The organism is Hydrogenophaga sp. FG152, assembly GCF_057809615.1.
In genome coordinates this window covers 117,529-129,778 of record NZ_JBMDKH010000003.1, presented here as the reverse complement: position 1 = coordinate 129,778, position 12,250 = coordinate 117,529, and the positions used below count along the sequence as shown (strand labels likewise).

Annotated in this window: 8 protein-coding genes; 7 read left to right on the top strand and 1 reads right to left on the bottom strand. The window is 68.2% G+C overall.

What is annotated here, in order from left to right:
* The first annotated feature begins 12 nt into the window (after window positions 1-12).
* From ACODTB_RS05500 to ACODTB_RS05470, 7 genes are all read left to right on the top strand, one after another.
* A complete protein-coding gene (locus tag ACODTB_RS05500; protein WP_291120643.1) occupies window positions 13-867 on the top strand; it encodes an ABC transporter permease in 855 nt (284 codons plus the stop codon).
* A gap of 4 nt (window positions 868-871) precedes the next feature.
* Window positions 872-1,726 (top strand): ABC transporter ATP-binding protein, encoded by an 855-nt coding sequence (locus ACODTB_RS05495; protein WP_291120645.1) that lies wholly within the window; start codon window positions 872-874, stop codon window positions 1,724-1,726.
* A 24-nt stretch (window positions 1,727-1,750) separates the two neighbouring features.
* Window positions 1,751-2,545: an urea amidolyase associated protein UAAP1 gene (locus ACODTB_RS05490; protein ID WP_488929150.1), complete on the top strand. Its 795-nt coding sequence runs from the start codon at window positions 1,751-1,753 to the stop codon at window positions 2,543-2,545.
* 14 nt (window positions 2,546-2,559) lie between these two features.
* Entirely contained in the window at window positions 2,560-3,225 is a 666-nt protein-coding gene (locus tag ACODTB_RS05485) for an urea amidolyase associated protein UAAP2 (RefSeq protein WP_488929149.1), read from the top strand.
* An 83-nt stretch (window positions 3,226-3,308) separates the two neighbouring features.
* Entirely contained in the window at window positions 3,309-6,836 is a 3,528-nt protein-coding gene (locus tag ACODTB_RS05480) for a 5-oxoprolinase/urea amidolyase family protein (protein WP_488929148.1), read from the top strand.
* Window positions 6,837-6,868: 32 nt separating this feature from the next.
* Window positions 6,869-8,710 (top strand): allophanate hydrolase, encoded by a 1,842-nt coding sequence (atzF, locus tag ACODTB_RS05475; RefSeq protein WP_291120649.1) that lies wholly within the window; start codon window positions 6,869-6,871, stop codon window positions 8,708-8,710.
* 306 nt (window positions 8,711-9,016) lie between these two features.
* The gene (locus ACODTB_RS05470) at window positions 9,017-10,021 is read left to right on the top strand and encodes a hypothetical protein (protein ID WP_291120651.1); all 1,005 of its coding nucleotides are present in this window, start codon (window positions 9,017-9,019) and stop codon (window positions 10,019-10,021) included.
* Between the two features lie 84 nt (window positions 10,022-10,105).
* Here the strand turns inward: ACODTB_RS05470 and ACODTB_RS05465 are convergent, their stop codons facing one another.
* A complete protein-coding gene (locus tag ACODTB_RS05465; RefSeq protein WP_291120653.1) occupies window positions 10,106-12,034 on the bottom strand; it encodes a DEAD/DEAH box helicase in 1,929 nt (642 codons plus the stop codon).
* Window positions 12,035-12,250: the final 216 nt, after the last annotated feature.

Genomic DNA, 12,250 nt, shown 5'->3' with positions numbered 1-12,250 from the left:
TCAGGAGCCCGCATGTCTTCCTCGCCACCCGCCATCGAGATCCGCGCGCCGCAAGCCGGCGCCCGGCGCCGCCGCACCCACCGCCTCTGGACGGTGCGTGCGCCCATCGCCCGGCGCACCTATTGGGTGCTTGCGCTCATCGGCCTGTTCACCCCTTTGGTGCTCTGGGCGGTGCTGGCGGCCTTCGGCGGGCTGGACCCGGTGTTTCTCCCCGCCCCGCTGCAGGTGCTGACCAAGACCTGGACCTGGCTCACCGAAACCGGCCTGCTCGATGACATGGGCATCAGCATCTACCGCGTGGTCACGGGCTTTCTGCTCTCGGCGGTGATCGCGCTGCCTCTGGGTCTGTTCATCGGCTCGTACCGCGCGGTGCAGGCGCTGCTGGAGCCGCTGACGGATTTCATCCGCTACATGCCGGCGGTGGCCTTCATTCCGCTGGTGATGCTGTGGGTGGGCATTGGCGAAGGCTCCAAGATCGCCATCATCTTCATCGGCACCTTCTTCCAGATGGTGCTGATGGTGGCCGAGGACGTGCGCCGCGTGCCGGCCGCGCAGGTGGAGGCGGCGCAGACCATGGGCGCGAACCGCTCGGAGCTGATCGAGAAGGTGATCTTCCCGAGCGCCAAGCCGGCCTTGCTGGACACGCTGCGCATCACCATGGGCTGGGCCTGGACCTACCTGGTGGTGGCCGAGCTGGTGGCCGCGAACTCGGGCCTGGGTTACGCGATCCTGCGCGCGCAGCGCTTCCTGCAGACGGACACGATCTTCGCCGGGATCATCGTCATCGGTCTCATCGGGCTGGTGACGGACCAGCTCTTCCGTTTGGCGCACCGCCGCGCCTTTCCCTGGCTGTACTTGAAGGGCTGATGCGATGAGCACCCCACACCCCCACACCCAACCTGTGCCCAAGATCGCGATCCGCGATGTGTTCAAGCGCTTCGCCGGCGCGCCGGTAAACGCGCTCGAAGGCATCAACCTGGACATCCGCGCCAACGAGTTCGTCACCTTCGTGGGCGCCTCGGGCTGCGGCAAGTCCACCCTGCTGCGCACCATCGGCGGGCTGGAGGTGCAGACCCGCGGCGACCTGCTGGTGGACGGCCAGGCCGTGACCGGCCCGGGCATCGACCGCGCCATGGTGTTCCAGCACTACAGCCTGTACCCCTGGATGACGGTGTGCCAGAACATCAAGTTCTGCCGCCAGCTGGCCGCGCACACCGAAGGTCGCACCTCGTCGGATGTGGAGGCGGCCGACGGCCGGGCCGATGCGCTGTTGCGCCTGATGGGCCTGGAGGCCATGGGCCACGCCTGGCCCAACCAGCTCTCGGGCGGCATGCAGCAGCGCGTGGCGATCGCGCGCGCGCTGATGGGCCGACCCGACATCGTGCTGATGGACGAACCCTTCGGCGCGCTGGACGCGCAGACGCGCGAGGTGATGCACGACCTGATCCGCTACGTGCACAGGCTGGAGAAGGCCACCATCGTGTTCGTGACGCACGACGTGGAGGAAGCGCTGTACCTGGGTGGTCGCGTGGTGCTGATGGCGCCACGCCCGGGGCGCATCGACACCGTCTACGAGGTGCCCTTTGGCGACCAGCGCACGCAGGACCTGAAGCACGCGCCGGAGTTCGTGCGCCTCAAGCGCGACATCCTGGACCGCATCCGCGAGACCTCGGGCATGAAGACCGACCTGGAGCAGCTCCAGCGCATGACGGGCGCCCCCGTTTGAAGCCTTTTTCCGAAGACCCCACACATGAACCACACCCTCGACGACACCCCGGTGGACGCCCCCGCGTTCTGGCAAGGCTTTCCCGCCCCCACGCTCGCGGGCGTGGACACCCACCGGGTGATGTGGAGCGAGATCGTGCCCGGCGGCAGCCACTGGGGCTGGCGCATGCCGCGCGGCAGCGCGATCCGCTTCGTGGCACTGGAGGCCGGCGCGAACGTGAGCCTGGTGCTCTACAGCGCGCAGGAAAAGCTGGAGCGCTACAACATGCCGGACTCGCTCAAGGCCCAGCACACGGCGCACTACACGCGCGGCCATGTGCTGATGAGCGACATGGGCCGCAGCATGGCCAGCTTCACGGCAGACAGCCTGGGCTGGCACGACCCGCTGGGCGCACTGCTCGACAGCGAGCTGATGCAGCAGAAATACGGCGAGCAGCGCTACGAAGCGCACCGCAATGCCATGCACCGCTCGGGCAAGGACGGGTTGCTGATCGAGATCGGCAAGCACGGCCTCGGCAAGCGCGACCTGATCGCGCCGGTCAACCTGTTCAGCAAGGTGGGGGTGGACGCACAGGGCCGCTTCGCCTTCGTGCCGGACCACGCGAAAGCCGGTGACTTCGTGGAGCTGCGCTTCGACATGGACGTGATCGCCGCCATCAGCACCGCGCCGCATGGCCTCGACCCCAAGTCGACCTATGCACCGAAGAAGGTGGGCCTGGTGGCCTGGCGATGCGGTGCCGCACCGGCCGACGACGTGTGCCGCGCCTTCCGGCCCGAGAACGCGCGCGCCCTGCACAACACCGACCTGCTGTACCTGTGAGGGAGACGATGACCATGAACACCACCGCCACCGCCATCCGCCTGCAGGAAAGCGCGCTCGACCCCGCGCACGCCGTGCTCAACCAGCGCCACCCGGCGGGCGAGCCCATCCTGTTCGAGGTGAAGCGCGGGCAGACGCTGCGCATCGTGGACCTGGAAGGCAACCAGGCCGCCGACGTGCTGTTCTACAACCGGCACGACCCGGCCGAGCACTACAGCGCCACCGACACCATGCAGCGCCAGGGCGGCATCTACCTCACCACCGGCTCGGTGATCCGCAGCAACGACGGCAAGCCCATGCTCACCATCGTGGCCGACACCTGCGGCCGGCACGACACGCTGGGCGGCGCATGCGCGGCCGAGAGCAACACGGTGCGCTACGCGTTGCAGAAGAAGTACATGCACAGCTGCCGCGACAACTACCTTATCGCCCTTCAGCATGCGGACGTGGGCCTGGGCAAGCGCGACCTGGTGCCCAACATCAACTTCTTCATGAACGTGCCGGTGACGGCCGAGGGTGCGCTGAGTTTCGAGGACGGCGTGTCCGGCCCCGGCAAGTACGTGGAGATGCGCGCCGAGATGGATCTGTGGGTGCTGATCAGCAACTGCCCGCAGCTCAACAACCCCTGCAACGCCTACAACCCGACACCCATCCAGCTTCTGGTGTGGGACGCGGCCTGAGTCCTCCTTCTGAATCCCATCGCGCCGGGACGGCCCGGAGCGCCAAGACACCTCTGCAGGACGGCCTGCACCCGGAGACCCCCATGTTCAGCAAGGTTCTGATTGCCAACCGCGGCGCGATTGCCTGCCGCATCATCCGCACCCTGAAGACGCTGGGCGTGCGCAGCGTGGCCGTGTATTCCGAGGCCGACGCCCAGGCCCGCCACGTGCGCGAGGCCGACGAGGCATACCTGCTCGGCCCGGCCCCGGCGGCCGAGAGCTATCTGCGCGCCGACCGCATCCTGCAGATCGCGCGGGATTGCGGCGCGCAGGCCATCCACCCGGGCTACGGCTTCCTGTCGGAGAACCCGGCCTTCGCCGAGGCCTGCGAGGCGGCGGGCATCGCTTTCATCGGCCCCGCGCCGCAGCAGATGCGCGCCTTCGGCCTGAAGCACACGGCGCGCGATCTGGCGCAGTCGCGCGGCGTGCCGCTGCTGCCGGGCTCGGGCCTGCTGCTCGATGTGGCGCGGGCTGTGGCCGAGGCCGCGCGCATTGGTTACCCGGTGATGCTCAAGAGCACGGCGGGCGGCGGCGGCATCGGCATGCGGCTGGTGTGGAACGATGCCGAGTTGCGCGATGCGTTCGAGTCGGTGGGGCGGCTGGCGCAGGCGAACTTCAAGGACGCGGGCCTGTTTCTGGAGAAGTACGTGGAGCAGGCGCGGCACATCGAGGTGCAGGTGTTCGGCGATGGCGCGGGCGGGGTGATCGCGCTGGGCGAGCGCGACTGTTCGGTGCAGCGGCGCAACCAGAAGGTGATCGAAGAAACCCCGGCGCCCGGCCTGAGCGGCTCGCAGCGCACCGAGCTGCACGCCACCGCCGTGCGGCTGGCGCAGGCGGTGAACTACCGCTCGGCCGGCACGGTGGAGTTCGTGTACGACGCAGCGAGCGGGGCCTTCCATTTCCTGGAGGTGAACACGCGCCTGCAGGTGGAGCACGGCGTGACCGAGCAGGTGTGCGGCGTGGACCTGGTGGCCTGGATGCTGCAGCTCGCGGCAGGCGACCTGCCGCCGCTGGCTTCGCTGCAGCCGGTGCCGCGGGGCGCGTCCATCCAGGTGCGGCTGTACGCCGAAGACCCGGCGAAGAATTTCCAGCCCAGCGCGGGCCTGTTGACCGATGTGGTGTTCCCGTCGCGTGCGCGGGTGGACAGCTGGGTGGAGCGCGGCACCGAGGTGCCGGCCTGGTACGACCCCATGCTGGCCAAGCTGATCGTGACCGCCGACACGCGCGAGCAGGCCCTGCTGCAGCTGGAAGACGCGCTGGACGCCACGCGCCTGGCTGGCATCGAGACCAACCTGGGCTACCTGCGCCAGGTGGTTCGAGACCCGGTGTTCCGCGAAGGCCGGCAGGTCACGCGCTTTCTCTCCACCTTCGAGTTCAGGCCGCGCACCATCGACGTGCTGGAGCCCGGCGTGCAGACCTCGGTGCAGGACTGGCCGGGCCGCCAGGGCTACTGGGCCGTGGGCGTGCCGCCGAGCGGGCCGATGGACGCGCACGCGCACCGCATGGCCAACCAGCTGGTGGGTAACGCGAGCGATGCGGCGGCGCTGGAGATCACGCTGGCCGGGCCCACGCTGCGCTTCAACGTGGCCACCGTGGTGGCGGTGACGGGCGCGCCCGCGAAGCTCACCCTCAACGGGCAGCCCGTGGCCATGTGGCAGGCCCTGGCCGTGCCGGCGGGCGCCACGCTGGCCGTGGGCCGCTGCGAGACCGGCGTGCGGCTCGCGCTGGCCGTGGCCGGCGGGCTGGACGTGCCGCTGTACCTGGGCAGCCGCAGCACTTTCACGCTGGGCCAGTTCGGCGGCCACGCGGGGCGGCACCTGCGCACGGGCGATGTGCTGCACCTGGCGGACGCACCGGCTTCGGTCGAGGCACAAACCATGAGCGAGTACGTGTACGCACCCGAGTACACGAACCACTGGGACATCGACGTGCTCTACGGCCCGCACGGCGCGCCGGACTTCTTCACGCAGGAAGACATCGCGATGTTCTTCGGCACCGACTGGAAGGTGCACCACAACAGCAGCCGCACCGGCGTGCGCCTGATCGGCCCCAAGCCGCAGTGGGCGCGCAGCGACGGCGGCGAGGCCGGGCTGCACCCGTCGAACATCCACGACAACGCCTACGCGATCGGTGCGATCGACTTCACCGGCGACATGCCGGTGATCCTCGGGCCCGACGGCCCGAGCCTGGGCGGCTTCGTCTGCCCGGCCGTGGTGCTGCACGACGAGCTGTGGAAGCTGGGCCAGTTGCGGCCCGGTGACACAGTGCACTTTCACCGGCGCGCGGGCTCGCCGGCGAGCCCCATTCTGGACGACCGCGCGGCCGAGGGCGAGCGCCCGCGCCGCGTGGTGCGGCAGGCGGGCGACCGCTACGTGCTGATCGAGTTCGGCCCGCTCACGCTGGACCTGGAGTTGCGCATGCGCGTGCAGGCCCTGCTGGAGGGTCTGAAACGCAAGCACCTGGACGGCGTGATCGACCTCACCCCGGGCATCCGCTCGCTGCAGGTGCACTTCGACCCCGCGCGCTTGCCGCGCGAGCGGCTGCTGCACGTGATCGCCGAGGTGGACGACGCGCTGCCACCGGTGGACGAGATGGTGGTGCCCTCGCGCACCGTCGTTCTGCCGCTCTCGTGGGACGACCCGCAGACGAAGCTGGCGATCGAGAAGTACATGCAGTCGGTGCGGCCGGATGCGCCCTGGTGCCCGAGCAACATCGAGTTCATCCGCCGCATCAACGGGCTGGACTCGATCGACGATGTGTTCAAGATCGTGTTCGACGCGCGCTACCTCGTGCTGGGCCTGGGCGACGTGTACCTGGGCGCGCCGGTGGCCACGCCGCTGGACCCGCGGCACCGCCTGGTGACCACCAAGTACAACCCCGCGCGCACCTGGACGCCAGAGAACGCCGTGGGCATCGGCGGCGCCTACCTCTGCGTGTACGGCATGGAAGGCCCCGGGGGCTACCAGTTCGTGGGCCGCACGCTGCAGATGTGGAACCGCTGGCGGCACGGCACGCCGGGCACGCCGTTCGAGCAGCCCTGGCTGCTGCGCTTCTTCGACCAGATCCGCTTCGAGCCGGTGAGCGAGGACGCGCTGAAGGACATCCGCGCGCGCTTCCCGCACGGCGGTTACGCGCTGCGCACGGAAGACGGCTCGTTCAGCCTGAAGGACTACCGGCGCTTCCTGGCCGAGAACGACGACGCCGTGAGCGCGTTCAAGGCCAAGCAGCAGGCCGCGTTCGAGGCCGAACGTGAGCGCTGGGCCGCCGCCGGCCAGGTGGACTACGCCAGCGAAGCCGATGTGGCCGCCGCCGGCGTGGAGGCCGAGATCGACCTGCCCGAAGGCGGCCGTGCGCTGGCCACCAGCGTGCCGGGCAACGTGTGGAAGGTGGCCGTGAGCGTGGGTCAGCAGGTGCGTGCCGGCGATGTGCTGCTGGTCATCGAGTCCATGAAGATGGAGTTCAACCTGCTCGCGCCGGCCAACGCCACGGTGCACAGCCTGATGTGCGCGCAGGGCGGCGCAGTGGCGGCCGGCCAGAACGTGCTGGTGCTGATCGACGAAGCCACCGCTTGAACCCCTTCCAGAAATTCCCGGAGATTCCCGCCATGTCATTGAGCCAACTGTCCTTCGATATCGCCAGCCTGCAAGCCGCTTACCGCGAAGGCACCGCCAGCGTGCGCGAGGTGATCGCCGAAGCCTTGCGCCGCAGCGCGGCCGACACGCACCACGCCTACATTCATGTGCTGAGCGAGGCCGAGGTCGAGCCCTACCTCGCGCGCCTGGACGGCGTGGACCCGGCCAGCCTGCCGCTGTACGGCGTGCCCTTCGCGATCAAGGACAACATCGACCTCGCGCACGTGCCCACCACCGCCGCCTGCCCCGAATTCGCCTACATGCCGCAAGACAGCGCCTTCGTGGTGCGCCAGCTGATCGCGGCCGGCGCGGTGCCGGTGGGCAAGACCAACCTGGACCAGTTCGCCACCGGCCTGAACGGCACGCGCTCGCCATATGGCGCGTGCCAGAACCCACACAACCCGGCCTTCATCTCGGGCGGTTCCAGCTCGGGCTCGGGCGTGGCCGTGGCCAAGGGCTGTGTGACGTTCGCACTGGGCACCGACACCGCAGGTTCGGGCCGCGTGCCGGCATCGTTCAACGGGCTGATCGGCCTCAAGCCCACGCTGGGCCTGCTCTCGGCCTGGGGCGTGCTGCCGGCCTGCCGCTCGGTGGAGACGCCCTCCATCCTCGCGCTCACGGCCGGCGACGCGCAGGCCGTGCTGGGCGTGGCGGCGGCATTCGACGAGGCCGATGCCTACAGCCGGCCCGCGCAGCCACTGGGTGTGGACTTCTCGACCGGGCCGTTCCGCTTCGGTGTGCCGCGCGACGAGGACCTGGACTTCTTCGGCAACGAGGCGGCGGCTGCGCTGTTCGCCAACGCGGTCAGGCGCCTCGAATCGCTCGGCGGAACGGCTGTCACCATCGACCTCACGCCTTTCCTGGACGTGGCGAAGCTGCTCTACGAAGGCCCCTGGGTGGCCGAGCGCTATGTGGCCATCCAGGGCTTCATCGACGCGCAGCCCGAGGCGGTGTTCCCGCCGGTGCGCAGCATCATCGAAGGCGGACGCGGCAAGACCGCCGCCGAGGCCTTCGCGGGCGCCTACAAGCTCAAGGCGCTGCGCCGCGTGTGCGACCGCGTGTGGAACGAGGTGGACTGCCTGCTCACGCCCACGGCCGGCACCGTCTACCGCATCGCAGAGATGCAGGCCGACCCGATCCGCCTCAACGCCAACCTGGGCCGCTACACCAACTTCGTGAACCTGCTGGACCAATGCGCGGTGGCGGTACCGGCCGGCGTGCTGGCCAGCGGTGACGCGAAAGGCCTGCCCTGGGGGGTGACCTTGGGAGCGCCTGCGCACAAGGACCTGGCCCTGCTGCGGCTGGCCGATCGTTTTCATCGCGCGCTCGGTGGTTCGTTGGGTGCAACGGACACCGATGTGTCGGCCACACCGGCCTGCGTGGGCCTGCCCGGCGGCGAGGTGGGCGCGGCCGGCTCGGGCACGGTGCGCGTGGCGGTGTGTGGCGCGCACCTCTCGGGCCTGCCGCTGAACCACCAGTTGACCTCGCGTGGCGCGCGGCTCGTGGACAGCCCGGCCTCCGCACCCGAGTACCGCTTCTACGCTCTGGCCGGTGGGCCGGTGCAGCGGCCCGGCATGGTGCGCGTGGTCGAGGGCGGTGCGGCCATCGCCTTGGAGGTGTGGGACGTGCCCAGCGCCCTCTTCGGCAGCTTCGTGGCTGGCATTCCCGCGCCGCTGGGCATCGGCAAGGTGAAGCTGGCCGACGGCAGCGAGGTGCCGGGTTTCATCTGCGAGGGCCTGGGCATCGCGGGCGCGACCGACATCACCTCGTTCGGCGGTTGGCGCGCCTGGCTGGCGGCGGGTTCGCCTCGCTGAACCTGCGCGGCATCTTTCGCTTGAACAGAACACCCGGACACGGCAGGACACGGCACCCACGCGGCAGGACCTGGGAAACCGGCCGGCGACCGCCATACGGGCCAGGGATGGGTTCATTCATTCGAGGCTGCCCGGCTCGCTGTCGCACTATGGCTATTGGCTTCTGACCGGATTGTCCGCCACGGGGAGCGCAGCAATGACTGGCACATCCGTGTTGTGGGCAACGAACCATCACGTACGGCCACGCACTGTTCACTGGGTATGCGGGCTCAAACGGGTCCGCAATCCCTTTGACGGATCAGCCTTGTGAACAGCATCAACACCTACACCCACCCCAACCAACTGTTTGAAGCAGAGATTTCCAGTTTCGGCGAACCCACCCTGCACGACCTGCGCACGAATGTCGAATCTGCCCTTCGGACCCGAGACGAATTCATCAACGCGTACTTCCCGAGTTCAGCAGCGCACTACCTGCGCTTGACGGCAATGACCTCCTTGGGCCTTCCGCTATGCGCAGCGATCGGCATGGGAGGCATGTGCTCCGGAGGCATTGCGCTTAGTCACGCGATCAACGCTTTTCTTTTTGAGGATGCCAACCCAAGCCTTGTCTTCATGTCTTCTCGATGGGCGGACGGCATCGTTTCCACTCTGGGCGCAGCACTCGCTGGAGGTCTTATCTACATGGGCATCAACGCCGCGGTGGACATCCTGAGTGCAAACGGCATCAGCAACAGCAACGAGAACAGGAAACACCTGGACAAACTGAATGTGAACCTGTCGAACGCACACCAGGCGTTGGCCAATGCGATTGGAGAACTGCCTGAGTGGGCCTTGATCGATGCGCTCCAGGAGACCCAGATACCCTCACACCACCTGCTGGAGGCCGTGGGCAAGGACCATCGGAAATTGTTTCTGGTCATGGAACACCTCCTTGACGAAAGACGGCGGCTGCGTTCCGACCTTCAGGCAGACGATCGGCTGTTTGAGAGCATCAGCCTTGTCGCCGACGGTTTTGTGAAAGAGCTTGACGACTCGGGCGCGCTGTTAGAACACCTGTCTGGCTCGCCCGCTCCCGAGCACATTCTGTCCATGATGGCGCTGTCCAGCTTGGCACCCATCACCGTCATGCCACTGTCCCTGCGCGAATACCTGGAAACGCATCCTGAAATCTTGCACAAGACAGCGACCACCATGGTGTCGCTCGCCGATTTGCTGAAAATTCCCAATTTCCTGAAGCAACTTCAGGATGGTCGCAGCAGTGGCATTCCACAAACCATCCACGACATGAACCGGCGATTGAACTGCCACTGAAAAGAGGCCATCCAGGGGAAACGGCGAACATCAAAAAAAAAGCCAGGCCCGAAGGCCTGGCTTTTTCATGCGTGACCAGATCGATCAGCGCGGTGCGCGGCGCGCCATCGGGCGGGCCGGGCCGCCTTCGTTGCGGCGCGGCGCGAATTCACCGCGCATGGCACCGCGCTCGGCGTTGCCACGGTCGCTGAAACCACCGCGGGATTCGCCGCCCTTGTCGCTGCGGCCGAAGCTGGAGAAGCCACCGGGCTTGCCACCGGTGCGCGCCGGGGCGGCACCCCGGTCGCCGAAGCCACGGCTGGCCGGGCGCGTGTCGTTGCGGTAGCCGCCCTGGTCACCCCGGTTGTCGAAGCGGTTCTCGTGGCGCGGCTGCGGCTCGGCGCGGCCTTCGAAGCGCGGGTCGAAACGCGTTTCCGGGCGGCTGTGGTCGACGCGAGGCGCGTCGAAGCGGCCTTCCGGGCGGCCTTCGAAACGCGGGCCGCGCGGTGCGGGGCCACGGGCGTTGAAGTTGCTGCGGTCGGCATAGTTGCGGTCACCACCACCACCGAAACGGTCACCACGGCCGGCACCCGGGCGGCCACGGCCACCGAACTCGGGTTGCGGCGCGCGCTGGCGCGGCTCGAGGCCGGGCACGGTCTCGACGTTGATGCGCTGGCGCGTGTAGGCCTCGATGTCGCCGATCTTGCGGCGGTCGCGGAACTCGGCGAAGGTGACGGCCAGGCCATCGCGGCCGGCACGGCCGGTGCGGCCGATGCGGTGCGTGTAGTCCTCGGCCTTCATCGGCAGGCCGAAGTTGAAGACGTGGGTGATCGTGGGCACGTCGATGCCGCGAGCGGCGACGTCGGTGGCCACCAGGATCTGCACCTGGCCGTTGCGCAGTGCCATCAGGCGGCGGTTGCGCATGCCCTGGTTCAGCGCGCCGTGCAGCGCGACGGCGGCGAAGCCGGCTTGCTGCAGGTCGTTGGCGAGGCCATCGCATTCGATCTGCGTGCTGCAGAACACCACCGCCTGGTTGATGGTGGTGTCGCGCAGCCAGTGGTCGAGCAGCTTGCGCTTGTGGTCGGCGTGGTCGGCCCAGAACAGCACCTGCTTGATGTTGGCGTGCTGCTCTTGAGGGGTGTCGATCTGCACCTTCTGCACGTGCTTGCCGTTTTCATGCATCACGCGCATGGCGAGCTGCTGGATGCGCGGCGCGAAGGTCGCGCTGAACATCATGGTCTGGCGGCGCTGGCTGGTGAGTTCGTTGACTTCGGCGAGGTCGTCGGAGAAGCCCAGGTCGAGCATGCGGTCGGCTTCGTCGACGACCAGGAACTGCACCTGGTCGAGCTTGAGCTGCTGCGAGCGCTGCAGGTCGAGCAGGCGGCCGGGCGTGGCGACCACGAGGTCGGCGTTCTGCAAGCGGGCGATCTGCAGCTGGTAGGGCATGCCGCCCACCACGTTGGCGATGCGCAGGCCACGGCAGTGGCGCACGAGGTCGATGGCGTCGTTGGCCACCTGCTGCGCGAGTTCGCGCGTGGGGCACAGGATCAGGGCGCCGGGGGTGGCGGCCTTGAAGTTGCGCGGGCTGGTGGGGTCCTTGCGCTTGGGCGCCTTGGGCGGCGCTTCGCCACGGGCAATGGCTTCGGCCACGGCGCGTTCGCGGTCGGCGCGCTCCTTGGCGTCGGCGGCGGCACGTTGCTGCAGCAGGGTGTGCAGCACGGGCAGCAGGAAGGCGGCGGTCTTGCCGCTGCCGGTCTGGCTGGAGACCATCATGTCGGCAAAACGCTGTTCGCCTTCGGCCATCATGGCCTTGGGGATCACGTTGTTCTGCACCGTGGTGGGCTGCACGTAGCCGAGGTCGGCACAGGCTTGCACCAGCTCGGGCGCCAGGCCCAACAGCTCGAAGCCGTTGGGGCCGGCGGGTTCGGCGGCCTCGACGGCCTCGACGGCCACGGGGGTGGAAAGGTCTGCCTCGGTGTCGGCAGTGAGGATTTCGGGCGAGAAATCGCCGCGGGCTTCAAAAGAGTCGCTCATGTTCGTCCATGCGCCAGAGGGCGCAATTGATCGAATGCAAACGCTAAAGGGACGGCCTACCTTGAAAAGGTGGCAGCTCCGGGGCGTCGGATCCGTTCGTGGTTACAAAACATCAACCATCAAACGATCGACGCGCCATGGGTCACTGAGAGAAGCGTGACACCGGGAGCGAAGGCCCCATCCTGCGGTTGCGGGGGGCCTGGTGTGTGAGGCAGA

Coding starts and splice junctions, on each gene's coding strand:
- ACODTB_RS05500 (WP_291120643.1), top strand. CDS start 13: ATGTCTTCCTCGCCACCCGCCATCGAGATCCGCGCGCCGCAAGCCGGC.
- atzF (WP_291120649.1), top strand. CDS start 6,869: ATGTCATTGAGCCAACTGTCCTTCGATATCGCCAGCCTGCAAGCCGCT.
- ACODTB_RS05495 (WP_291120645.1), top strand. CDS start 872: ATGAGCACCCCACACCCCCACACCCAACCTGTGCCCAAGATCGCGATC.
- ACODTB_RS05480 (WP_488929148.1), top strand. CDS start 3,309: ATGTTCAGCAAGGTTCTGATTGCCAACCGCGGCGCGATTGCCTGCCGC.
- ACODTB_RS05485 (WP_488929149.1), top strand. CDS start 2,560: ATGAACACCACCGCCACCGCCATCCGCCTGCAGGAAAGCGCGCTCGAC.
- ACODTB_RS05490 (WP_488929150.1), top strand. CDS start 1,751: ATGAACCACACCCTCGACGACACCCCGGTGGACGCCCCCGCGTTCTGG.
- ACODTB_RS05465 (WP_291120653.1), bottom strand. CDS start 12,034: ATGAGCGACTCTTTTGAAGCCCGCGGCGATTTCTCGCCCGAAATCCTC.